Genomic DNA, 23,226 nt, shown 5'->3' on the forward strand with positions numbered 1-23,226 from the left:
CGCACCAGACCCCGCTCACCGGCGTCGAGAAGCACCGTCGCTTCCCTGCGACCTGGTCCAACGACAGGCCCTAGGACCGGAGCGGCCGTGACATGAGCAGCCGCAGGTCGACCGAGTCCGCCAGGGCCGCCAGCCCCGCGTCGCCCGGATGCAGATGGTCCCCGCTGTCGTACGCGGGGAGCATCCGGGACGGCCGCTGCGGATCACGGACCACCGCGTCGAAGTCGAGCACGCCGTCGAAAGCCTCCCCGGCGCGGATCCACCGGTTCACCGCTGCCCGCTCGGCGTCGACGGCGGCGGTGCACCGCGTCTCGCCCTCGCAGGGCAGGATCGTCGCCGCGAGCATCCTCAGGCCCCGGGCGTGCCCGCGCGCCGCGAGTTCGCGCAGCCCGGCGATCACCCGCTGCGCCGACGTGCCCCACCGCAGGTCGTTGACGCCCTCGAAGACGACGGCCGTACCGGCCGACGGCTGGGCGAGGACGTCCCGGTCGAACCGGTGCAGGGCGCTCACCCCGGCCGTGTCCGTGGACACCCCGTCGCCGAGGTACCGGTCGGTGACCACGCGGTTGCCGGAGACGCCCAGGTTCAGCACGCCGTAGCGCGGGACGGTGTTCTGCTTCAGGAGCCGCCCGGCCAGGACGTTCGGCCAGCGCCGGTTCGCGTCCACCGTGGACTTGTCGCCGTCGGTGATCGAGTCCCCGAGCAGCACCACGGACCCGGGGCCGCCGCGCACGTCGACCCCGGCGAGCAGCGGCCAGCGGGTGATCACCGAGGTGTACGCCCCGGCGGCGCCGTCCGCCGCGTGATCACCGGGCTCGCTGACGTAGGAGCGCTGCTGGGCGAGCCCGTGCACCGGAGCGGCCGCCACCCTCCCGGGCAGATGGAAGCTCACCAGCAGATTGGCGTCCGCCGGTACGGAGAAGCCGAGCGGATCGCTGTACGCCTGGCCCCCGGCCGGGATCGTCACACCGGCCGCACCGCCGAACGACAGCGCCACGGGGATGCCCCGCGCGGTCGCGCCCGTCGCCTGCACCGCGACCGTCGCGCTCCCGATCCGTACCGGAGCCGCCGCGAACGCGTTGTCGAACCGCACCCGCACCCGGGGCCCGCCGGCCGACGTGTGCACGACCAGCCGCAGCGTCCGGTCCGTCCAGGGCCCCACGGCGGCGTAGCCGCCGGTGGCCGTCGTCCAGCTGCCCGTCCAGCCCTGCGTGGCCGTTCGCACCGACACCGCGAAGACGTGCAGCCCGGCCGCGCTCGGCAGCCGGACCGAGGCCACCGCGCGCCCCGCAGCCAGCGGCACCGTCACGACGTACAGGCGGACCGGCCGGGCGAGTTGGCCGCCGGGCGTGTTGATGTGCCGCAGGGCCACCGCCTTGGTCGCGAGCGGCCCGGTGCGCCAGTCGGGCGCGGTCAGCCGGTACCCGGAGCGGGTGCCGTCGGCGTACGTGACCGTGCCGGGGCCGCCCACCTCCGTGCCTGCGGTGCCCGCCACCAGGAAGGCCAGGGCGTCCCCGCGCCCCGTGACCCGGACGTCCTGCCCGGCGGCGCGGACGTTGTCCGGCTCGCCCGGCTTCCGCTTCGGCCAGGTCAGCCGGACGCCCTGCACGGTGAGCGCGCGGCCGGGCGTCCAGCCCGCGGCGGTGAGGTCCCGCGCGGACAGGGAGGCGCCGTGACCGTCGAAGTCGGCCTCCCCGGGTGAGCCGTCGTCGCTGACGGCCACGTTGTCGAACAGCCGCTCCAGCGGCACCGGCGCGGCCCGTCCCTCCTCGACGGCCTGTGCCGACGCCGCCGAGGCCAGCGACCCGCACAGGGTCAGGACGACCAGGATCCCCCGGACACATCGGCGCACGGCCGACTCCTCCCGCTCATCGACACACGACGCAGCAAACGAAACGCAGGGACGGAACAGAAGAGACAACGACGGCCGGGACGCAAGACGCACGGTGAAACCAGGGAGACATGAGAGGCCCGTCAACGCGCGCTGCGTGAACTCGGCCTGGACTCGACCGGACCGGCGGGCCCGCGCGCCCTGTGGTGCGTACGGCGGTACGAATGACACGCTGGACGTATGAACATCCCTTTCCTGGGCCACCGGCGCCAGAAGGTCGGGTTCCCCGATCCGGCAGGCATCGCGGAACTCCTCGCCGAGTGCGAGCTGCTCCGCTCCCAGGCGTCCCGCGAGGGGGTCCGGCTGGACGACTCGGTGGCCTCTCTGGAGGCGCTGGACCAGCTCGTTCCGCGCTGGCGGGACGACGAGGAGGCTCTGGCCTGGCTGGGCAACGACGCCGGGCTCTACCTGGGCACCGTCATCGTGCGCACCGTGCCGGGAGCCGCCTGGGAGATCCGCTCCGACGGACAACCGGTCGTGCGGCTGGTGTCCGGCCGGGAGTTCGACGTCGTGGACTCCGGGCATGAGTGGGCCGCGAACGGGGTGCCCGAACTGTCGCAGTTGTACGCCGAAGTCGCGGAGTCGTGAGCCTCATGACCGCGACCTTTGGCCCGAAGTTCGACGTAAATACGGCTAATGATCGAAAAGTGCGTGTCGCCCGACAAGTCCGATCTTGCCTGGATACGTTGCGGCAATCACCACACAGCTGAGAGTGAGTAGGGCTGAGTATGGCCGTCGAGCCGCTGATCGAGCTGCGTGACGTCAACAAGCACTTCGGGGAGCTGCATGTCCTGCAGGACATCAATCTCACCGTCGGCCGGGGGGAGGTGGTCGTGGTCATCGGCCCGTCGGGGTCGGGGAAGTCCACCCTGTGCCGGGCGATCAACCGGCTGGAGACCATCGAGTCCGGGGAGATCATCCTCGACGGGCAGTCGCTGCCGGAGGAGGGCAAGTCCCTCGCGCGGCTGCGCGCGGATGTCGGGATGGTCTTCCAGGCCTTCAACCTCTTTGCCCACAAGACCGTCCTGCAGAACCTCTCCCTGGGGCAGGTCAAGGTGCGCGGGCGCAGCAAGGAGGACGCCGACAGGCGCTCCCGTGAACTCCTCGACCGGGTCGGCGTCGCCGACCAGGCGGACAAGTACCCGGCGCAGCTCTCCGGAGGGCAGCAGCAGCGCGTGGCGATCGCCCGCGCCCTGGCCATGGAGCCCAAGGCCATGCTCTTCGACGAGCCGACCTCGGCCCTCGACCCGGAGATGATCAACGAGGTGCTCGAGGTCATGAAGCAACTCGCCCGCGACGGCATGACCATGATCGTCGTCACGCACGAGATGGGCTTCGCCCGCTCGGCCGCCAACCGCGTCGTCTTCATGTCCGACGGCCGGATCGTCGAGGACCGCACCCCCGACGAGTTCTTCACCAACCCCAGCAGCGACCGCGCCAAGGACTTCCTCTCCAAGATCCTCAAGCACTGAACGGGCGGGCACCGAACGGCTCATCGGATCGGACCTCGACTACGATGTGCCCTTCATCCCTGTCGGAGAGGGGGACTTCGCCGAAGGCCGCCGATCCCGCCGGGGTGAGCAGACCGCCCGCCCGGTCCGCGGGGCATTCCCACCGGGTGCGGCCCCCACGGCCCGAAGGCCACGGGGGCGGCGGTTCACATCGGCCAGGCCCGTCCGGCGGCAGCCGGAGATCACTGCTCGCGCAGCGGAACCGACACGTACGACGGGTCGTTCGCCGGCGAGGAGAAGGTCAGCTGCGCGCCGGACGGGTTGTGCTCGATGTAGAGCGGGTCGACCGTGTCGACGACCAGGGCGAGGCGGTGCCCGGCCGGGACGTCGTAGGCCGTGGAGTACAGCTCCAGGTCGACGCCGAACGGCTTTCCGGGGGTGCGCCCGTGGAAGGTGTACGGCGCGTGGGTGACCAGCTTGCCGAGGCCGAGCGGCCCCACGTCGTACAGGTAGGCGACGAGGGTGCCGCTCTCCTTGGTCGGGGTGAGGGTCGTGTGCATCTTCGTCGTGCCGCGCACCCGTTGGGCCGTGGCGGACTTCTCCGACTGCCAGACGGCGGCCCAGCGGCGGGGGAGCAGCGGGATCGAGGCCATCGGCGGCAGCTGGGCCACCTGGTCGAGGATGCTGGACAGGAAGACGACACCGCCGTCCGCCCCCGAGTTCACGTTCGCGCGGATCGTCTTCGAGCCGGCGAGGGCGATCTTCCGGCCGGTCGCGCCGGCCGACTTCCAGTCCGGGTAGCCCTCGTAGCCGCCGGAGGAACGGGACTTGAGCTGGACCGGCTGCTCCCGGTCGATGCCGTTGTCCTCGCCTCTGAGGTAGTGGTCGAACCAGCGCGCGGTGTCCTTCCACACGTCGTTGGGCAGCCCGAACAGGCCGGTCAGTTCCGCGGTGGCGTGGTCTCCGGGCCGCATCTCCAGCCGCTTGGGGCCGGTCAGCTTCTCGTAGAAGTCGGCGTACTGGTTGGGCGGGAAGACGCTGTCGCCCCAGGCGTTGGCGAGCATGATCGCCGTGCCGTTCTGGTTGATGCGGTCGACGTATGTCGCAGCGGAACGTTTCTTCCCCCAGGCGATGAGCTCCGGCTCCTTCGCCAGGTCGGAGCCGTAGAAGTCGTCGAAGACCTGGCGGAGTTCGGCGCTCTGACGGCCCGTGACGATGCTCGCGCCGTCCAGCAGGGCGGCCGCCTGGAGGTGCTGGGTGCGCCCGGCGTAGATCGAGCCGATCAGGTCGGCCCAGCCGCTGAGTGAGGCGACCGCCTTGACCCGCTTGTCGTGCGCGGCCGTGAGCAGGCTGATGCCCGCCCCGTAGGAGACGCCCGCCATGCCGATGTGCCCGGCGTCCGCGGGGGTGTGGGCGAGCGCCCAGTCGATGACCTTCGACGCGTCGGCGACGTCGGGTGGCCCCGCCACTTCTATCTCGCCGCCCGACTGCCAGAAGCCGCGCACGTTGTAGGTGACCACGACGTACCCGGAGTCGGCGAGCTTCTGCGCCTGGGCCAGGTACTCGATCTGGGGCAGGCCCCAGCTCGTTGGCATGACGAGCAGCGGGTAGCGGCCGGTGCCGCGGGCGCCGGCCGGGGTGACGACGTTGGCCTTGAGGGCGGTGCCGCCGTCGCCGGCGATGTCGACGAAGCGGACGGGGTTCGGCGCCGCCTGGGCGGTGGGGGCGAATCCGAGGGCGGTACCGGCGACCAGGGTCGCCGAGACGGCGCCTACGGCGGTCGTGCGCAGGGCCTTGCGGTGGGGCCCGCCCGTCTCCCGCCGCCACCCTATTCGAAGGCGCTTCGCGCCCTTTGGATCCACGGGTCACTCCTCACTCGTGTAAGTGCAAAGTGACCGAACGGTAACCTCGGCCTCTTACCAGGGGTAACCCGTCGGTAAGTTACGTGCCAGTAACGATTGTTGAGCAGTGGAGGACTTCAGGAGGCCCGGTGGGAATTGCGTGGAGCGGCGGGTGTCGCGGCGGGCAGCGGGGTCTGCGCCGCCCGCGTCACGTCCTCCACCAGTTCGACGACGTCCGGGCCGTACGCCTGGGAGTTGATCACCTTGAGCAGCAGCACGAAGGAACCGCCGCCGTACTTACGGGCCAGCCGCTCCTGGTTGCGGGCGAGGTAACGGGTGGCCGCCTGGTTGGTGATCGACGTCTGGCCGCAGAAGAGGAAGACCGGACGGGTGTTCTGGCTGCGCTCGGCGGTGAGCCGGGCGAGCAGGGCGTACTCCTCCTTGCCGTGATCCACGCGGTAGCGCTCCGGGCCCACCAGGAACGAGCCGCGGTCCGGGCCCGGTTCGGCATCCACGTTCACCCGCACACCGGGGAGCAGGGAGGACAGATGGGCCGCCATGCGGCGGTTCGACGCCGGGCCGCCCACGCAGAACTCGGTGCGCTCACCGAAGCCCTGACGCGCGGTGTCGTGCGGGAGGATCTGGGCGTGGGCGTTGCAGTCCTTGATCAGCGCGGCGAGTTCGAGGAGGGCGAACACGTCGTAGCGCATCACCGAGAACTCGGGCCCCGCCGCGCCCCGGTTCACCACCAGCAGGGACTCGGAGTTGTCGGGCAGCCCGAAGAAGGCCTGCTTGCGGCGGAGCTTGCGCCGGTACAGATAGGTGCGGGCCACCCAGCCCAGCGAGGCACTGATGCCCGCCGCTATCACGCCCAGGACGATGTTGCGCACGTCGTCGTTCATGGGCGCGCATGCTAGCGGGCCCGACGCACCGGTGTTCGACGCATGCCTGACGCGGGCATGGCCATGAATTAGGCTGCGCGGACGGCCTTTGACTGGAGGTGCGGATGCGTCGCCCTGTCGCACGGAATCTGACGGTCCTGGCGGTTTCGGCCGCCGTGGTGGTGTCGGTGGGAGCGGCGGCGCCGCCACTCCCCGCGCAGAGCCCCGGCGGTGACAAATCCCCGCTGGCCGTCGGCTACGGCGGCGCCGTCTCGAGCGTCGACCCCGATGCTTCCGCCGCCGGGATCGAAGTCCTGAGGAAGGGCGGCAACGCCGTCGACGCCGCCGTCGCCACGGCCGCCGCGCTCGGCGTCACCGAGCCCTACTCCGCCGGCATCGGCGGAGGCGGCTACTTCGTCTACTACGACGCCAAGTCCCGCACGGTACGCACCATCGACGGCCGCGAGACGGCCCCGCTGACCGCCGACAAGAACCTCTTCGTCGAGAACGGCAAGCCCGTCCCCTTCGCCGAAGCCGTCAGCAGCGGCCTCAGCGTCGGCACCCCGGGCACGCCCGCCACCTGGCAGACGGCGCTCGGCCGATGGGGCAGCAAGCGGCTCTCCAGCGTGCTGAAGCCGGCCGAACGGCTGGCGCGCGACGGGTTCACCGTCGACGAGACCTTCCGTTCGCAGACGGCGTCCAACGAGGCCCGCTTCCGCTACTTCCCGGACACCGCCGACCTGTTCCTGCCGGGCGGACGTCTCCCCGTCGTCGGCTCCACCTTCAAGAACCCCGATCTCGCCCGTACGTACGCGGAGCTGGGACGCAAGGGCGTCGACGCGATCTACCACGGCCGGCTCGGCCGGGACATCGTCGACACGGTCAACAAGCCGCCGGTGGATCCCGGCTCCGGCTGGAACGCCCGCCCCGGTGACCTGACCGCGAAGGACCTGGCCGCCTACCGCACCAAGCTCCAGGCGCCCACCCGGACCTCGTACCGGGGCCTCGGCGTCCACTCCATGGCGCCGTCCTCCTCCGGAGGCACGACGGTCGGGGAGGCGCTCAACATCCTGGAGCGGACCGACCTGTCCAAGGCGAGCAAGGCGCGCTATCTGCACCGCTTCATCGAGGCCAGCCGGATCGCCTTCGCCGACCGGGGCCGGTGGGTGGGCGACCCGGCCTTCGAGGACGTGCCGACGAAGGGGTTGGTGTCGCAGCGGTTCGCCGACTCGCGCGAGTGCCTCATCAAGGACGACGCGGTGCTCTCCAGCCCGGTGGCGCCCGGCGATCCGCGTCATCCGCACACGTGCGGCACCGGAGGCACGGCGGCTCCCACGACGTACGAGGGCGACAGCACCACGCATCTGACGGTGGCCGACAAGTGGGGGAACGTCGTCGCCTACACCCTCACCATCGAGCAGACCGGTGGCAGCGGGATCACCGTCCCGGGGCGGGGGTTCATCCTCAACAACGAGCTGACGGACTTCTCCTTCACCCCGGCGAACCCGGCCGTGCACGACCCGAACCTGCCCGGGCCGGGGAAGCGTCCGCGGTCGTCGATGTCGCCGACGATCGTGCTGGACCAGCACGACAGGCCGGTGCTGGCGCTGGGGTCGCCGGGTGGTGCGACGATCATCACGACCGTTCTGCAGACGCTCACCGGGTTCGTCGACCGGGGGCTGCCGCTGGTCGACGCGATCGCCGCGCCCCGGGCCAGTCAGCGCAACGCCGCACAGACCGAGCTGGAACCGGGGCTGTACGACAGTGACGTGCGGAAGCAGCTCGAGGCGATCGGGCACTCCTTCAAGGCGAACCCGGAGATCGGTGCGGCTACGGGTGTTCAGCGGCTGCCGGGTGGGAAGTGGCTGGCAGCCGCTGAGACCGTGCGGCGGGGCGGCGGGTCGGCGATGGTGGTGCGGCCCGTGCGTTGAGTGCCGAGTGCGGGGTGCGTGTGCCAGGGTCTGGCCGCGCACCTCAAGAGGGCGCTGAGGGACTCTGCGTCTGGAAGGCCAGGTGATCGTCCTCGGTGTCCACCGTGACCTGGCCGCCCTCCGGCACTCGGCCGTCCAGCAGCAGTCGGGACAGTTCGTTGTCCACTTCGCGTTGGATCGTGCGGCGCAACGGCCGGGCGCCGTACTCCGGCTGGTAGCCGCGCTCGGCCAGCCATTGCACCGCCCGGTCGGTGAAGGTCACCGTGATGCCCTTGCCCCGCACCAGGGACCGGGTGCGGTCCAGCAGGAGGTTGGTGATCCTGCGCAGCTGCTCCGTGGTGAGCTGGCGGAAGACGACGATCTCGTCGATGCGGTTGAGGAACTCGGGGCGGAAGTGCTCACGCAGCGGGCGCAGGATCTGCTCGCGGCGGGCCTCCTCGTCCGCGTCGGCGCCGCCCGCGGCGAAGCCCGTCGTGGCGCCCCGGCGGGTGATCGCCTCGGAGCCGAGGTTGCTCGTCATCACGATGACCGTGTTGCTGAAGTCCACCGTGCGGCCCTGGGAATCGGTCAGCCGGCCGTCGTCGAGGACCTGGAGCAGGATGTTGAAGACGTCCGGGTGGGCCTTCTCCACCTCGTCCAGCAGGAGCAGCGAGTACGGGTGCCGTCGCACGACCTCGGTCAGCTGGCCCGCCTCCTCGTGGCCGACATAGCCGGGCGGGGCGCCGATCAGCCGGCTGACGGTGTGACGCTCCTGGTACTCGCTCATGTCGAGCCGGACCATGCGGTCCTCGCTGCCGAACAGGGCCTCGGCGAGCGCCCGGGCCAGTTCGGTCTTGCCGACACCCGTCGGGCCGAGGAACAGGAAGCTGCCGATCGGGCGGTCGGGGGACGCCAGACCGGCGCGGGAGCGCAGCACCGCGTCCGAGACGACCCGCACGGCCTCGTCCTGGCCGATCACCCGCTGGTGCAGATGGTCCTCCAGGCCCAGCAGACGGTCCTTCTCCTCCTGGGTGAGGCTGCTGACCGGGATGCCGGTCTGCCGGGACACCACCTCGGCGATCGCCTCGGCCCCGACCACCAGGTCCTGGCCCTCGTCGACCTCGCTGTCGCCGCCGGCCTCGGTGATTCGCTGCTTCAGCTCCACGATCCGGTCGCGCAACTGGGTGGCCTGCTCGTAACTCTCGTCGGCGACGGCCTGGTCCTTGTCCCGGGTCAGCTGCTCCAGCTCCCGCTCCAGGGCCCGAACGTCCGTGCCCTTGGTCCGCGCACGCAGCCGCACCCGGGCTCCGGCCTGGTCGATCAGGTCGATCGCCTTGTCCGGCAGGCGGCGGTCGGAGAGGTAGCGGTCCGACAGCTCCACGGCGCTCACCAGTGCCTCGTCGGTGTAGCGGACCTGGTGGTGGGCCTCGTAGCGGTCCTGGAGGCCGCGCAGGATCTCGATCGCGTCCGCGGGCGTCGGCTCCGGCACCATGATCGGCTGGAAGCGGCGGGCCAGCGCCGCGTCCTTCTCGATCCGGCGGTACTCCTCCAGCGTGGTGGCACCCACGATGTGCAGCTCGCCCCGGGCCAGGGCCGGCTTGAGGATGTTGCCGGCGTCCATCGAGCTGCCGTCGCCGCCGCCGGAACCGGCGCCCACGACCGTGTGGAGCTCGTCGATGAAGATGATCAGCTGTTCGGAGTGGGCGCGGATCTCGCCCACGATGTTGTTCATCCGCTCCTCGAAGTCCCCCCGGTAGCGGGTGCCCGCGACCACGCCGGTGAGGTCCAGGGCGACCACGCGGCGCCCGACCAGCACGTCGGGCACGTCCGCCTCGGAGATGCGCTGCGCCAGCCCCTCCACGATGGCCGTCTTGCCGACGCCCGCGTCACCGATCAGCACCGGGTTGTTCTTGCCGCGCCGGGAGAGGACCTCGACGGTCTGCTCGATCTCCTCGTCCCGGCCGATCACCGGGTCGATCCGGCCCTGCCGGGCCAGCTCGGTGAGGTCACGGCCGTACTTGTCGAGGGTCGGCGTGTTCGTCGGGCGCGGGCGCTCGGACTGGGGGACCTCCGGCGCCTCGGGCGGTTCGGTGGGGGCGAAGCGGGCCGCGTTGAGGATGTGCCCCGCGGCGGAGTCGGGGTTCGACGCCAGGGCGCTCAGCACGTGCTCCGGGCCGATGTAGCCGTAGCCGCGGGCCCGGGCCATGTCGTGCGCGTCCAGCAGGGCCCGCTTGGCGGCAGGGGTGAGCGACAGCGCGGTCGGCGGCGGAGCGTCGTCCGGGGTGTGCTGGGCCGGTCCCGACCGGTCGTCGATCTGCGACGCCAGCGAGTCGGGATTGGCGCCGGCCTTGCTGAGCAGGGTGCGGGTGGGCTCGGTGGCGAGCGCCGCCCGCAGCAGATGCTGCGTGTCGAGGTCCCGGCTGCCGTGCTCGGCGGCGTACTGGGCGGCGCCGCGGACGAGCTCCCGGGCCGGCTGGCTGAGCAGCCTCCCGAGATCGATCTGCCGGGGACCGGGACGCGGTCCGCCGAAGAAGCGTGCGAGGAATTCTCCGAAGGGATCCGAGCCGTAGCCCTCCGGGCTGGTGAAGCCGCTGCTCATGGGCCTTCCGTTCCCGGCGTCCCCGGCGCGCGGGCGGGGGACGCCCTCGCTGGTCGACGTGCCGGGGTCGGGTAACCCGGGTGGCAGCCGGTTACACCTGGGGCGCGCTCGTAGAACACCTTCGCACGATCACCGGCGAGGGGCACCTTCGGGATGTATCCGGGTGATCCCGGCACGGGTCAGCGTGCGGTCAGAATCCTCGGCCCCGACTCCGTGATGGCCACCGTGTGCTCGGCGTGGGCCGCGCGTGAGCCGTCGTTCGTCTTCAGGGTCCAGCCGTCGGGGGCCGCGTGGAAGTCGTCCGTGCCGCCCGCGATGACCATGGGCTCGATCGCCAGCACCATGCCGTGCCGGAGCCGCATGCCGCGCCCGGGGCGGCCCTCGTTCGGCACCCCGGGGTCCTCGTGCATACGGCGGCCGATGCCGTGGCCGCCGAAGCCGTCGGGGATGCCGTAACCGGCGCCCCGGCACACCGTGCCGATCGCGTGCGCGATGTCGCCGATCCGGTTGCCCACGACGGCCGCCTCTATGCCGGCCGCGAGGGCCCGCTCGGCGGTCCCGATCAGGCGGAGGTCCGCCTCGCGCGGGGTGCCCACGACGAAGCTGAGCGCCGAGTCACCCACCCAGCCGCCCAGTTCGGCGCCGAAGTCGATGGAGACGAGGTCGCCGTCGCGCAGGCGGTAGCCGCCCGGGACGCCGTGCACGATCGCGTCGTTGACCGAGACGCAGAGGACCGCGGGGAAGGGGGTCGGTGCGAAGGACGGGCGGTACCCCAGGAAGGGTGACGCCGCGCCCGCCCCGCGCAGCACTCCGTGTGCCACCTCGTCCAGTTCCCGCAGGGAGACGCCCACGTCGGCGGCCTTCTGCACGGCCGTCAGGGCGCGGGCGACGACCTGGCCCGCCTCGTACATCGCGTCGATAGAAGTGTCTGTCTTCAGTTCCACCATGCCAATTACTATACCGGTATTAGAATGGGGTCATGGTGCGCACCCCTCTCACCCCCGAAGAGCGCGAACGCGGCGAGCGGCTCGGCAAGTTGCTGCGTGAGGCGCGTGGCGACCGGAGCATGACGCAGATCGCGGCGAGCGCCGGCATCTCCGCGGAGACCCTCCGGAAGATCGAGACCGGGCGGGCCCCGACCCCGGCCTTCTTCACGGTGGCCGCGCTGGCCGGAGCGCTCGGGCTGTCCATGGACGAACTGGCCGGCCAGTGCGTGCCGGCCCCCGTCTGAGGCTCCTGCGCCGCGCGTGAAAACTCCCCGTAGCACGCCCGTAACACGACTGGTGTTGCCTACGGGGCGGAGTGCTCCGGTCTCAGGGAGTTGAGCGATGGCGGCGGATCAACTCCCGGCTGAAGCCGGAGAGTTCGCGACCTACCTGGACGGTCTGCTGGCACGCCTCGACCCGTCCGGCGGCTGGTGCGCGGTGTTCTGGCAGCGTGACCCCGAGGGTATGCGGGCGTGTCTCGACGGGCGCGAGATACCGCCCTGGGACGTGGTCGAGGCGCTGCTGCAGGACCTCGCCGGGCAGTACGGTCCGGGGGGAGCCGGCCCGGAGACGGACCACGCCCGCGCCCTGCACGCCGCCGCGCTCGCCGCGTACGACATCCGTCCCGGGGGCCGCGACGCCCTCGGCGGCCGCCTCGACGTCATGCTGCGCGAACAGGAGTACGCCGCCGAACGCCAGGCTGCCCTGGCCCGCCACCTGACCTCGGCCACGACCCGCGAAGAGGCCGACGCCCTGCGCCTGGACCTGGCCTGGGCACGGGACGACCACGAACGGGCCGCCGCGCGGTGCGCGGAGCTCCGGGCGCGGCTGGCTTACGTGGACCGGCGTGAGCAGGGGGCGTCCCCGAGAGCGTGGGATGACGGCGGCGGGCTGCGCGGCGCAGGGGCGGGACCGTCGGCCGCCGCTGATCCGTACGAGCCGGGGACGCCTGCCGTGCCGCCGCCCCGCACCGGGTCGGCCCCGGCCGCGCCCGCCCCCGACGCGTTCACCGGCCCGGCCCCGACCTCTAACCCGGCCCCGGCTCCGACCCCGGCCGCCCCCGAACCCCCAGCCCCCAAGCAGCGCAAACGCCGTCGCGGCGGCGCCCGTTTCGCCGGGATCGCCGACGAGGAGGCCGCTCCCGTCGCCGTGCCGCCCGCTGCCCTGCCGACCCTGTCCGCGCCCGCCCCCACCACCACCGGCCGTACCCCCCGCGGCGCGCGCTTCGCCGGGGCCGCCGAGGAGGTGGCGGTGGAGCGCCCGGCGCGGGAGGCCGGCGCGACCGGGGCCACTGACCGGGCGGAGGTCGGACGGACCGTGGACGTGCTGGCCCGGCTGCGGAGCGAGGGGCGCAGCGGGGAGGCCCACGCGCTGCTGGCCGAGGTCGCCTCGTGGCAGCCCGGCCGTTTTCCGCTCCTCGCGGAGCGGCTGCACCTCGCCGGCCTGGACGCGGACTGGCAGACCCTGCTGTGGGAAGCCGCCTCGCTGCCCGCCGGGCGGCTGGTCGCCGCCGCCGACGCGCTGGTCGCGGCCGGGCGGGCGGGGGACGGGCAGCAGATGCTGCGGCAGGGGGTCGCACGGCCGCCGGGTGAGGTCGGGGAGGCCGTCCTCGGACTCGTCGCCGAAGGCCGCCACCGCGAGGTGCGCGTGCTGCTCGACGCGTACGTGAGGGCCCGTACCCCCGAGGAGGCCGCCCGCAGCGCCGAACCCGATCCGCGGCGCCTCGTGCCGCTCCTGCTGGAGGCCGCAGGGGGCATCTCGGACGACCGCCGCTGGGATCTCGTGCACGCCCTGCGGGTCGCCGGACTCGCCGGCTGACCGGCGACATCGCGTCCCGGGCGGCTCACCCACAGGAGTGTGAATCGCGCAATGCCCAGCGGGTTGGCGACGATGGTCTTGGCAACCCCGTGCCGGAGGCTTACGTTCGTGGCTCTACGGCCCGCTTCTACGGGCGTAGAGGCGCAGACGTCGCGTCGAAGGAGCAGCTCATGGCCAACGTCGTACGTGCCGCCCTGGTCCAGGCCACCTGGACCGGCGACACCGAGTCCATGGTGGCGAAGCACGAGGAGCACGCCCGCGAGGCGGCCCGCCGGGGCGCGAAGATCATCGGTTTCCAGGAAGTCTTCAACAGCCCCTACTTCTGCCAGGTCGAGGAGCCGGAGCACTACCGCTGGGCCGAGCCCGTCCCCGACGGGCCGACCGTGCGGCGCATGCGGGCGCTCGCGCGCGACACCGGCATGGTGATCGTCGCGCCGGTGTTCGAGGCCGAGCAGCCCGGCTTCTACTACAACACCGCCGCCGTGATCGACGCCGACGGCACCTACCTCGGCAAGTACCGCAAGCACCACATCCCGCAGCTCAAGGGCTTCCGGGAGAAGTTCTACTTCAAGCCCGGCAACCTCGGCTGGCCCGTCTTCGACACGGCCGTGGGCAAGGTCGGCGTGTACATCTGCTACGACCGTCACTTCCCGGAGGGATGGCGGCAGCTCGGCCTGGCCGGAGCCCAGCTCGTCTACAACCCCTCGGCCACCCACCGGAGCCTGTCGTCCCACCTGTGGCGGCTCGAGCAGCCCGCGGCCGCCGTCGCCAACGGGTACTACATCGCCGCGATCAACCGCGTCGGGCAGGAGGAGTACGGAGACAACGACTTCTACGGCACGAGCTACTTCGTCGACCCGCGCGGGCAGATGGTGGGGGACGTCGCCAGCGACAGCGAGGAGGAGCTCGTGGTCCGGGACATCGACCTCGACCTCATCGAAGAGGTGCGGCAGCAGTGGGCCTTCTACCGCGACCGCCGCCCCGACGCCTACGAAGGGCTGGTGCAGCCGTGACCAACGACCTCCTGGGCCGCCATCGTGCCGTGCTCCCGGACTGGCTCGCCCTCTACTACGAGGAGCCTCTCGAGATCACCCACGGTGAGGGCCGACACGTCTGGGACGCGCAGGGCAACCGGTACCTCGACTTCTTCGGCGGCATCCTCACCACCATGACGGCGCACGCGCTGCCCGAGGTGACCAAGGCGGTGAGCGAGCAGGCCGGGCGGATCATCCACTCCTCCACCCTGTACCTCAACCGCCCGATGGTCGAACTCGCTGAGCGCATCGCCCAGTTGAGCGGCATCCCGGACGCCCGCGTCTTCTTCACCACGTCCGGAACCGAGGCCAACGACACGGCCCTGCTGCTGGCCACGGCGTACCGGCGCAGCAACACGATCCTGGCCATGCGCAACAGCTACCACGGGCGCTCCTTCAGCGCCGTCGGCATCACCGGCAACAGCGGCTGGTCCCCGACCTCGCTCTCCCCGCTCCAGACGCTGTACGTCCACGGCGGTGTGCGCACCCGCGGCCCGTTCGCCTCCCTCAGCGACGACGCCTACATCGCGGCCTGCGTCGACGACCTGAAGGACCTGCTCGGCCACACCCGCGCCCCGGCCGCGCTGATCGCCGAGCCCATCCAGGGCGTCGGCGGCTTCACCGCTCCGCCGGACGGGCTGTACGCGGCCTTCCGCGAGGTACTGCACGAGCGCGGCATCCTGTGGATCGCCGACGAGGTGCAGACCGGCTGGGGCCGCACCGGCGAGCACTTCTGGGGCTGGCAGGCCCACGGGCGGAACGGACCGCCCGACATCCTGACCTTCGCCAAGGGCATCGGCAACGGCATGTCCATCGGCGGGGTCGTCGCCCGCTCCGAGATCATGAACTGCCTGGACTCCAACAGCATCTCCACCTTCGGCGGCACCCAGATCACCATGGCGGCGGGCCTCGCCAACCTCACCTACCTGCTGGAGCACGACCTCCAGGGCAACGCCCGGCGCGTCGGCGGCCTGCTCATCGAGCGGCTGCGGGCCGTCGCCGCGCACGTCCCGGCCGTACGGGAGGTACGCGGCCGGGGGCTGATGATCGGCATCGAGATCACCAGGCCCGGGACCGACGAGGCCGATCCGCAGACCGCCGCGGCCGTCCTGGAGGCCGCCCGCGAGGGAGGCCTGCTGATCGGCAAGGGCGGCGGCCACAACACCAGTTCGCTGCGCGTCGCCCCGCCGCTGTCCCTCAACGTCGCGGAGGCCGAGGAGGGCGCCGCGATCCTCGAGAACGCTCTGAGGAGCATCCCGTAACAGTGCACTGAGCAAGGGAACGCCACCATGACCATCACCCCGGATTCCCTGGAACCGGCCCTGTCCGTCCGGCAGGTCCTCACCCTCGAGCGGGTGCTCGCCGGGGAGCCCGAGGTGGTGGCCGGCGCGAGCCATCTCGACCGGCCGGTGCGCTGGGTGCACGTCGCCGAGGCCGCGGACGTCGGTGTGATGCTCAGCGGCGGCGAGATGGTCCTCACCACCGGTGTGCTGCTCGCCGGCGACGAGGACAAGCAGGCCGAGTACGTCCGGTCGCTGCACCGTGCGGAGGCCGCCGCCGTCGTCCTCGGACTCGGCCGCGCCTTCCCCGCGGCCCCGGACGTGATGCGCCGGGCGGCCGAGCGGTGCGGACTTCCCATGGTCGTCCTGCACCGGCCCTTCCCCTTCGCCGAACTGACCGAGGAGGTCCAGTCGCGGCTCGTGCGGCGCAAGTTCGCCGCCGTCAGCCTCTCCGAGGCCGTGCGCACCGAACTCACCGCCCTCATCACCGCGGGCGCCCCGCTGCAGCGCCTGCTCGACGAGATCGCCCGGCACAGCGCCTGCCCGGTCGTCGTCACCAACCTCGCCCACCGCGTCCTCGGCACGGCGGGGGAGCGGCCCGCGGTGGACGACGTGCTGCGCGACTGGGAGCGCATCTCCCGGCAGGCCGGCGGCACCGAGGGCGACGGCTGGATCCGGGCCGAACTGGGCGGCCGCGGGGAGCGCTGGGGCCGGATCGTGCTGTGCGGCTACCGGGGCGACACCGCCACCGGACGGCTGCTGGCCGACCGCGCCGCCGAGGCCCTCGTCCTGCACCGCATGCTCGGCGGCGGCGCCGCGTGCTCCTGGGAGGAGCAGTCCGCGCAGAGCCTGCTGACCGACCTGGTCAGCGGCGTCGTACCGGCACGGCAACTGCTGCCCCGGGCCCGCGCGGCCGGGCTGCCGGTCAACCGGCGCACCTTCGTGCCGCTGGTGGTCCGTGACGGCGACCCCGCCCGGCTCGAACGCCTCCTGCGGCTCCTGGGCCTGCCCGGACTGGTCGCCGAACTCGCCGACGGCGCCACCGCCGTACTGCTCAGCGTTCCCCGGGACCAGGACGCGGGCGCGCTCGCCGCGCACTTCGCGACCCGGCTGCGCACCGAGTCCGGCCCGGACCACACGGTCGTGGCCGCGGCCGAACCCCGCGCCGCCTGGGACGACGTACCCACCGGACTGCGCGAGGCCCAGCACGTCGCGGACGCCGTGGCCGACTCCTCCGCCGTGCTCGACCTCCCGCCGGTCGTCCGCCTCAAGGACGTCCACCTGCGGGGCCTGATCCGCCTGCTGCGCGACGACCCGCAGGTGCAGTCCTTCGCGGAGCGGGAGCTGGACGGGCTGCTGTGCGAGACCGAGGAGGACCTGCTGTCGGTCCTGCGCACCTACCTGGCCACCGGCCGCAACAAGTCCCGCACCGCCCAGCTCCACCACGTCTCCCGGCCGGCCCTCTACCGCCGCCTGGAGGCCATACAGGTGCGCCTCGGGGTGGACCTCGACGACTTCGAGCAGGCCGCCTCGGTGCACATCGCCCTCCTCGCGCACGACGCGCAACAGCAGTGAAACACGCGACCACCTGGGAAAACGGCGGTGAAACATGGGCCCACGGCAGAGTGACACGGTGGCACGCCGCACGCCCTCGGACGTGACACGGTGCAACTCAAAGACGACACCGCGACTTCCTAGGCTCACGGCACACCGAGCGACCGGAGGTCCCGATGAGCCGAGTGATCCGTGCCGCCGTCTTCCAGACCGCATGGACGGGCGACAAGGAATCGATGATCCAGGTCCACGAGCAGGCGGCCCGCGACGCGGCCGCGCAGGGCGCCCACGTCCTGTGCTTCCAGGAGCTGTTCTACGGGCCGTACTTCTGCCAGGTCCAGGACCCGGCCTTCTACGAGTACGCCGAGCAGATCCCCGAGGGCCCGATCGTGCGCCGCTTCCAGGCCCTGGCGAAGGAACTGGGCATCGTCCTGGTGCTGCCGATGTACGAGGAGGAGCAGCCCGGCGTCCTCTACAACACCGCCGCAGTGATCGACGCGGACGGCTCCTACCTCGGCAAGTACCGCAAGACACACATCCCCCAGGTCAGGGGATTCTGGGAGAAGTTCTACTTCCGCCCGGGCAACAGCGGCTGGCCCGTGTTCGACACGAAGGTCGGCCGCATCGGCGTGTACATCTGCTACGACCGTCACTTCCCGGAGGGCTGGCGCGCCCTCGGCCTCGCGGGTGCCGAGATCGTCTTCAACCCGTCGGCCACCTCCCGGGGCCTGTCCGCCTACCTCTGGCAACTGGAGCAGCCGGCGGCGGCCGTCGCCAACGAGTACTTCGTCGGCGCGATCAACCGGGTCGGCGTCGAGGAGTACGGCGACAACGACTTCTACGGCACCTCGTACTTCGTGGACCCCGAGGCCCAGTTCGTCGGCGAGGTGGCGAGCGACAAGGAGCCCGAACTGGTCGTCCGCGACCTGGACATGGCCAAACTCCGCGAGGTCCGCGACCGCTGGCAGTTCTACCGGGACCGGGCGCCGGGCGCGTACGGGCCCCTGACGGCACCGTAGGCGGCCCGGCAGGGGCGCGGGGAACTGCGCGACCAGCCACACACAGCCCGCACCTTCACACGGCGAGGAGCGACACACCATGAGCACCCGAACCGTCATCCGCGGCGGCCTCGTCATCACCGCATCCGACGAGATCCACGCCGACGTCCTGATCGAGGACGGCCGCATCGCCGCCCTCGCGGCCTCCGGCACACCCGCCGCCGAATCCTTCACCGCCGACCGGGTCATCGACGCGACAGGAAAGTACGTCATCCCCGGCGGCGTAGACGCCCACACCCACATGGAGCTCCCCTTCGGCGGCACCTTCGCCTCCGACACCTTCGAGACCGGCACCCGCGCCGCCGCCTGGGGCGGCACGACGACGATCATCGACTTCGCCGTGCAGAGCGTCGGCCACAGTCTGCGCGAGGGCCTCGACGCCTGGCACGCCAAGGCCGACGGCAACTGCGCCGTCGACTACGGCTTCCACATGATCGTCTCCGACGTCAACGAGCACACCCTCAAGGAGATGGACCACCTGGTCGAGGAGGGCATCACCTCCTTCAAGCAGTTCATGGCCTACCCGGGCGTCTTCTACAGCGACGACGGACAGATCCTGCGCGCGATGCAGCGCTCCGCCGAGAACGGCGGCCTGATCATGATGCACGCCGAGAACGGCATCGCCATCGACGTCCTGGTCGAGCAGGCCCTGGCCCGGGGCGAGACCGACCCGCGCTACCACGGCGAGGTCCGCAAAGCCCTGCTGGAGGCCGAGGCCACCCATCGCGCCATCAAGCTCGCGCAGGTGGCCGGCGCCCCCCTGTACGTCGTGCACGTCTCGGCGACGGAGGCGGTCGCCGAGCTGGCGCGGGCCCGCGACGAGGGACTGAACGTCTTCGGCGAGACCTGCCCGCAGTACCTGTTCCTGTCCACCGACAATCTCGCCGAACCCGACTTCGAGGGCGCGAAGTACGTGTGCAGCACCCCGCTCAGGCCGAAGGAGCACCAGGCCGCACTGTGGCGGGGCCTGCGCACGAACGACCTCCAGGTCGTCTCCACCGACCACTGCCCCTTCTGCTTCGTGGGCCAGAAGGAACTCGGCCGCGGCGACTTCTCCAAGATCCCCAACGGCCTGCCGGGCGTGGAGAACCGTATGGACCTGCTCCACCAGGCGGTCATCGACGGGCACATCTCGCGCCGCCGCTGGATCGAGATCGCCTGCGCGACCCCGGCCCGGATGTTCGGCCTCTACCCGAAGAAGGGCACCATCGCGCCGGGCGCCGACGCCGACGTCGTCATCTACGACCCGCACGCCGAGCAGGTCATGTCCGCCGAGACGCACCACATGAACGTCGACTACTCGGCGTACGAGGGCAAACGCACCACCGGCCGGGTCGAGACGGTCCTCTCGCGCGGCGAACCCGTCATCACCGAGCGGGAGTACACCGGGCACGCCGGGCACGGCGTGTTCACCCCGCGATCCACCTGTCAGTACCTCAACTAGGAGTGGCGCAGATGGACTTCGGACTCGTCCTGCAGGCCGACCCGCCGGCCTCGCGGGTGATCAGCCTGATGAAGCGGGCGGAACGGAACGGCTTCACGTACGGCTGGACCTTCGACTCCGCCGTGCTGTGGCAGGAACCGTTCGTGATCTACAGCCAGATCCTGGCCAACACCACGACGCTGAAGGTCGGGCCGATGGTGACCAACCCCGGCACCCGCACCTGGGAGGTCACCGCCTCCACCTTCGCCACCCTCAACGACATGTTCGGCAACCGCACGGTCTGCGGCATCGGCCGCGGTGACTCCGCGATGCGCGTGGCCGGCCGCAAGCCCAACACCCTCGCCCGCATCAGCGAGGCCATGAAGGTCATCCGGGACCTCGGCAGCGGACGGGAGGCCGACCTCGGCGGCGGCACCGTCGTCCGGTTCCCGTGGATCGAGCAGGGCGCCGAACTGCCCGTGTGGATGGCCGCGTACGGACCCAAGGCCCTGAAGATGACCGGCGAGGAGGCGGACGGGTTCATCCTCCAGCTGGCCGACCTCTACCTCACCGAGTACATGGTCAAGGCCGTGAAGGACGCGGCCGTCGCCGCCGGCCGGGACCCCGACGAGGTGACCGTCTGCGTGGCCGCACCGGCGTACGTCACCGAGGACGACTCGCCCGAGGCGCTCGCCCACGCCCGCGAGCAGTGCCGCTGGTTCGGCGGCATGGTCGGCAACCACGTCGCCGACCTCGTCTCCAAGTACGGTGAGCACTCCTCCCAGGTGCCCGACGACCTCACCGAGTACATCAAGGCCCGAGAGGGCTACGACTACTCCCACCACGGGCGCAGCGGGAACCCCGACACCCAGTTCGTGCCCGACGAGATCGTCGACCGGTTCTGCCTGATCGGCCCGGTCGAGAAGCACGTCGAGAAGCTGGAAGCGCTGCGCGCGCTCGGCGTCGACCAGTTCGCCGTCTACGACATGCACGACGCGCAGGAGGCCGTGATCGAGGCCTACGGATCGCGGGTGATCCCGGCCGTCAACGGCTGACCTCCTCCGCCACACCCCCTGTGAACTCCCCCTTCCCAGCGGCTCGGGAAGGGGCCAAGGACGCTCCCCGCCGCACCCGGAGCGCACCCCCCATCGGCGTCACCGCACGGCCTTTCCCGTCCCACCTCCCCTGATTGGCCCGGCCCATGACCGATACCGCTCCCACAGCCCCACCGCCGCCCACCCAAGTCACCCGCGACGACGGCCGGGTGGAGATCGCCCCGGGCGCCCCCGCACCCACCGGCCCCTACGCCAACGAGGACCTGCTGCCGGTCCCCGTCGAAAAGCGCACCTGGACCACGTACAACTTCTCCGCGCTGTGGGTCGGCATGGCCCACAACACGGCCTCCTGGACGCTGGCCTCCGGGCTCATCGCCGTCGGCATGGACTGGAAACAGGCGGTGCTCACCATCGCCCTGGCCAACGTGATCGTGCTGATACCGATGCTGCTCACCGGGCATGCCGGACCGAAGTACGGCATACCCTTCCCGGTCTTCGCCCGGGCCTCCTTCGGTATCCGCGGGGCCAACCTGCCCGCTGTCGTACGGGCGTTGGTGGCGTGCGGCTGGTTCGGCATCCAGACCTGGATCGGCGGCGAGGCCATCTACTTCCTGGCCGGCAAGCTCATCGGCACCGGCTGGACGGACGCGGCGAAGGTCGGCGGCTACGCCTGGACGATGTGGCTGTCGTTCGCGATCTTCTGGGCGCTGCAGGTCGTCATCATCTACCGGGGCATGGAGACGATCCGCCGCTTCGAGAACTGGGCGGCGCCCTTCGTGCTCGTCGGCGCGTTCGTGATGCTGTGGTGGATGAGCGAGAAGGCGGGCGGATTCGGCCCGTTGCTCGACCAGCCGTCGAAGCTCGGCTGGGGCGCCGACTTCTGGACGCTGTTCGCACCCGCCCTGATGGGCATGATCGGCTTCTGGTCCACCCTGTCGCTGAACATCCCCGACTTCACCCGCTACGGCAAGAGCCAGAAGGCGCAGACCTGGGGCCAGGCCCTCGGCCTGCCGACCACGATGACCCTCTTCGCGTTCCTGTCGGTGATGGTCACCTCGGGCTCCCAGGCCGTCTACGGCGAGGCCATCTGGGACCCGGTGCAGCTCGCGGCCAAGACCGACAACACGGTGGGCCTGCTCTTCGCGCTGGTCACCGTCCTGGTGGCGACACTCTCCGTCAACGTGGCGGCCAACCTGGTCTCGCCGGCGTTCGACTTCTCCAACATCGCGCCCCGCAGGATCAGTTTCCGGGCCGGCGCCCTCGCCACCTGCGTCCTCGGTGTGCTGATCTTCCCGTGGAAGCTGTACTCCGACCCGCAGGGCTACATCTTCACCTGGCTGGGCCTGGTCGGCGGCCTGCTCGGCACCGTCGCGGGCATCCTCATCGCCGACTACTGGATCCTGCGCCGCGCCCGGCTCGACCTCGCCGACCTGTACCGCACGGGCGGGCGCTACTGGTACGAGGGCGGCTGGAACTGGCGGGCCGTCGTCGCCTTCGCGGTCGGCGGTGTCCTCGCCGTCGGCGGCGCGAGCTTCAAGCCGCTGACCGACGGCCGCCCGATCCCGGCGCTGGCCGGTCTGGCCGACTACGGCTGGGCGGTGGGCCTGGGCACCTCGATGGTCCTGTACCTGGTGCTGATGGCCACGCGGGGCCGGAGCACCGTCTGAACGAGGCCGGCGCGCTGGAGGGCGCTCAGTCCTTGTCGCCCTCCAGCGCGGCCACCGCTTCCTTCGCGGCCTTGATGGCACCCTTGTTGATCGTGTCCGTGCCGGGCGCCTTCTTCGACTCGAAGTCACTGCCGTTGTAGGTGACCATCACCAGCGCGTTGGAGGCGCGGGCGATCACGACTCCCTCGCGGGTCTCCTGCTTGTCCTCGGTCGTGAGGTTCACGACCGAGTACGCGCTGTCGCCCAGACCGGGGACCGCCCCGCCGCCGCTCTTCTTCTCGGTGTGCGCCTCGTACGACTTCTGCGCGGCCTCGTCCGACTCCATCACCTCGAAGGACACGTCGAGCCAGCGGTAGTCGTACCCCTTGAGCGCGTTCCAGGAGCAGGTGCGGCGCAGCTTCGTGTCCGTGGACGGGATCTCCTTGCCGGCTGACTTGGCGCCCGGCACCAGCGACTCGATCGTCTTCTTGGCGACGCTCCCGCACGGGGCGGGCGCGGCCGCGTACGTCTTCGACACCGTCGACGTCGACGGGGCGGACGCGGACTGTGTCTCGGTCTTCTCTTCGGCCGGCTTGTGCTCGGCGGCCTGCGGCGCGGCGAGCGGACCCGACGACAGCGCCCAGCCCGCCGCGGCGAGCACAACCACCGGGGACAGGCGTGCGGTCAGGGCCAGGGGCAGAGGTAGGGAACGCACGGCGCCCTTCTCGTGGGGGACGGCGGTGCGGAACGGGTCCGCACGGCGGACGGGACGACAGTTTCACACGAGTGTCCGTGGTGC

At 71.4% G+C, this 23,226-nt stretch carries 18 protein-coding genes; 12 read left to right on the top strand and 6 right to left on the bottom strand.

The window, feature by feature from the left end:
• Positions 1–70 precede the first annotated feature (70 nt).
• Complete coding sequence (locus ACFU3E_RS30870; RefSeq protein WP_384165537.1) at positions 71–1,852, bottom strand: SGNH/GDSL hydrolase family protein; 1,782 nt, start codon at positions 1,850–1,852, stop codon at positions 71–73.
• A 219-nt stretch (positions 1,853–2,071) separates the two neighbouring features.
• Between ACFU3E_RS30870 and ACFU3E_RS30875 the strand changes: the two genes are divergently transcribed.
• Both ACFU3E_RS30875 and ACFU3E_RS30880 read left to right on the top strand, forming a co-directional pair.
• Positions 2,072–2,479, top strand: coding sequence for a DUF6278 family protein (locus ACFU3E_RS30875; protein ID WP_384165540.1), 408 nt, complete (start codon positions 2,072–2,074; stop codon positions 2,477–2,479).
• Between the two features lie 140 nt (positions 2,480–2,619).
• Positions 2,620–3,363, top strand: a complete 744-nt coding sequence (locus ACFU3E_RS30880) for an amino acid ABC transporter ATP-binding protein (RefSeq protein WP_384165543.1) — start codon at positions 2,620–2,622, stop codon at positions 3,361–3,363.
• A 221-nt stretch (positions 3,364–3,584) separates the two neighbouring features.
• On the opposite strand, the gene ACFU3E_RS30885 is transcribed toward ACFU3E_RS30880, so the two are convergent.
• Together ACFU3E_RS30885 and ACFU3E_RS30890 are read right to left on the bottom strand one after the other, a co-directional pair.
• Positions 3,585–5,174 (bottom strand): CocE/NonD family hydrolase, encoded by a 1,590-nt coding sequence (locus tag ACFU3E_RS30885; RefSeq protein WP_384165659.1) that lies wholly within the window; start codon positions 5,172–5,174, stop codon positions 3,585–3,587.
• 146 nt (positions 5,175–5,320) lie between these two features.
• A complete protein-coding gene (locus tag ACFU3E_RS30890) occupies positions 5,321–6,085 on the bottom strand; it encodes a hypothetical protein (protein ID WP_384165547.1) in 765 nt (254 codons plus the stop codon).
• A gap of 104 nt (positions 6,086–6,189) precedes the next feature.
• On the opposite strand from ACFU3E_RS30890, the gene ggt reads away from it, so the two are divergent.
• Positions 6,190–7,995: a gamma-glutamyltransferase gene (ggt, locus tag ACFU3E_RS30895; RefSeq protein ID WP_384165550.1), complete on the top strand. Its 1,806-nt coding sequence runs from the start codon at positions 6,190–6,192 to the stop codon at positions 7,993–7,995.
• Between the two features lie 43 nt (positions 7,996–8,038).
• Here the strand turns inward: ggt and ACFU3E_RS30900 are convergent, their stop codons facing one another.
• On the bottom strand, positions 8,039–10,573 hold the full coding sequence (locus ACFU3E_RS30900) for an ATP-dependent Clp protease ATP-binding subunit (protein ID WP_384165553.1): 2,535 nt from the start codon (positions 10,571–10,573) through the stop codon (positions 8,039–8,041).
• A gap of 179 nt (positions 10,574–10,752) precedes the next feature.
• Positions 10,753–11,520, bottom strand: coding sequence for a type I methionyl aminopeptidase (gene map, locus ACFU3E_RS30905; protein WP_384165556.1), 768 nt, complete (start codon positions 11,518–11,520; stop codon positions 10,753–10,755).
• A gap of 32 nt (positions 11,521–11,552) precedes the next feature.
• On the opposite strand from map, the gene ACFU3E_RS30910 reads away from it, so the two are divergent.
• The 9 genes from ACFU3E_RS30910 to ACFU3E_RS30950 all read left to right on the top strand — a co-directional run bounded on the left by ACFU3E_RS30910 (position 11,553) and on the right by ACFU3E_RS30950 (position 22,448).
• Positions 11,553–11,804, top strand: a complete 252-nt coding sequence (locus ACFU3E_RS30910; RefSeq protein ID WP_384165559.1) for a helix-turn-helix domain-containing protein — start codon at positions 11,553–11,555, stop codon at positions 11,802–11,804.
• 97 nt (positions 11,805–11,901) lie between these two features.
• Positions 11,902–13,377: a hypothetical protein gene (locus tag ACFU3E_RS30915; protein ID WP_384165562.1), complete on the top strand. Its 1,476-nt coding sequence runs from the start codon at positions 11,902–11,904 to the stop codon at positions 13,375–13,377.
• Between the two features lie 170 nt (positions 13,378–13,547).
• Positions 13,548–14,390 (top strand): nitrilase-related carbon-nitrogen hydrolase, encoded by an 843-nt coding sequence (locus tag ACFU3E_RS30920; RefSeq protein ID WP_384165565.1) that lies wholly within the window; start codon positions 13,548–13,550, stop codon positions 14,388–14,390.
• Positions 14,387–15,673, top strand: coding sequence for an aspartate aminotransferase family protein (locus ACFU3E_RS30925; RefSeq protein ID WP_384165568.1), 1,287 nt, complete (start codon positions 14,387–14,389; stop codon positions 15,671–15,673). Before ACFU3E_RS30920 ends, ACFU3E_RS30925 begins: the two co-directional genes overlap by 4 nt.
• Before the next feature lie 27 nt (positions 15,674–15,700).
• Positions 15,701–17,266: a PucR family transcriptional regulator gene (locus ACFU3E_RS30930; protein ID WP_384165571.1), complete on the top strand. Its 1,566-nt coding sequence runs from the start codon at positions 15,701–15,703 to the stop codon at positions 17,264–17,266.
• Between the two features lie 155 nt (positions 17,267–17,421).
• Positions 17,422–18,264, top strand: a complete 843-nt coding sequence (locus tag ACFU3E_RS30935; protein ID WP_384165574.1) for a nitrilase-related carbon-nitrogen hydrolase — start codon at positions 17,422–17,424, stop codon at positions 18,262–18,264.
• Between the two features lie 79 nt (positions 18,265–18,343).
• A complete protein-coding gene (gene hydA, locus ACFU3E_RS30940; RefSeq protein ID WP_384165577.1) occupies positions 18,344–19,747 on the top strand; it encodes a dihydropyrimidinase in 1,404 nt (467 codons plus the stop codon).
• 11 nt (positions 19,748–19,758) lie between these two features.
• A complete protein-coding gene (locus ACFU3E_RS30945) occupies positions 19,759–20,781 on the top strand; it encodes a TIGR03842 family LLM class F420-dependent oxidoreductase (protein WP_384165580.1) in 1,023 nt (340 codons plus the stop codon).
• A 146-nt stretch (positions 20,782–20,927) separates the two neighbouring features.
• Complete coding sequence (locus ACFU3E_RS30950; protein ID WP_384165583.1) at positions 20,928–22,448, top strand: NCS1 family nucleobase:cation symporter-1; 1,521 nt, start codon at positions 20,928–20,930, stop codon at positions 22,446–22,448.
• Positions 22,449–22,473: 25 nt separating this feature from the next.
• On the opposite strand, the gene ACFU3E_RS30955 is transcribed toward ACFU3E_RS30950, so the two are convergent.
• Entirely contained in the window at positions 22,474–23,142 is a 669-nt protein-coding gene (locus ACFU3E_RS30955; RefSeq protein ID WP_384165586.1) for a hypothetical protein, read from the bottom strand.
• Positions 23,143–23,226 lie beyond the last annotated feature (84 nt).

This window comes from Streptomyces sp. NPDC057424, assembly GCF_042803315.1.
Classification (GTDB): Bacteria; Actinomycetota; Actinomycetes; order Streptomycetales; family Streptomycetaceae; genus Streptomyces.

Excerpts from the sequence above, each read along its gene's own strand:
- ACFU3E_RS30875 (WP_384165540.1), top strand. The coding sequence starts at position 2,072 with ATGAACATCCCTTTCCTGGGCCACCGGCGCCAGAAGGTCGGGTTCCCC.
- ACFU3E_RS30910 (WP_384165559.1), top strand. The coding sequence starts at position 11,553 with ATGGTGCGCACCCCTCTCACCCCCGAAGAGCGCGAACGCGGCGAGCGG.
- ACFU3E_RS30945 (WP_384165580.1), top strand. The coding sequence starts at position 19,759 with ATGGACTTCGGACTCGTCCTGCAGGCCGACCCGCCGGCCTCGCGGGTG.
- ACFU3E_RS30935 (WP_384165574.1), top strand. The coding sequence starts at position 17,422 with ATGAGCCGAGTGATCCGTGCCGCCGTCTTCCAGACCGCATGGACGGGC.
- ACFU3E_RS30930 (WP_384165571.1), top strand. The coding sequence starts at position 15,701 with ATGACCATCACCCCGGATTCCCTGGAACCGGCCCTGTCCGTCCGGCAG.
- map (WP_384165556.1), bottom strand. The coding sequence starts at position 11,520 with ATGGTGGAACTGAAGACAGACACTTCTATCGACGCGATGTACGAGGCG.
- ACFU3E_RS30890 (WP_384165547.1), bottom strand. The coding sequence starts at position 6,085 with ATGAACGACGACGTGCGCAACATCGTCCTGGGCGTGATAGCGGCGGGC.
- ACFU3E_RS30915 (WP_384165562.1), top strand. The coding sequence starts at position 11,902 with ATGGCGGCGGATCAACTCCCGGCTGAAGCCGGAGAGTTCGCGACCTAC.
- hydA (WP_384165577.1), top strand. The coding sequence starts at position 18,344 with ATGAGCACCCGAACCGTCATCCGCGGCGGCCTCGTCATCACCGCATCC.
- ACFU3E_RS30920 (WP_384165565.1), top strand. The coding sequence starts at position 13,548 with ATGGCCAACGTCGTACGTGCCGCCCTGGTCCAGGCCACCTGGACCGGC.
- ACFU3E_RS30950 (WP_384165583.1), top strand. The coding sequence starts at position 20,928 with ATGACCGATACCGCTCCCACAGCCCCACCGCCGCCCACCCAAGTCACC.
- ACFU3E_RS30900 (WP_384165553.1), bottom strand. The coding sequence starts at position 10,573 with ATGAGCAGCGGCTTCACCAGCCCGGAGGGCTACGGCTCGGATCCCTTC.
- ggt (WP_384165550.1), top strand. The coding sequence starts at position 6,190 with ATGCGTCGCCCTGTCGCACGGAATCTGACGGTCCTGGCGGTTTCGGCC.
- ACFU3E_RS30880 (WP_384165543.1), top strand. The coding sequence starts at position 2,620 with ATGGCCGTCGAGCCGCTGATCGAGCTGCGTGACGTCAACAAGCACTTC.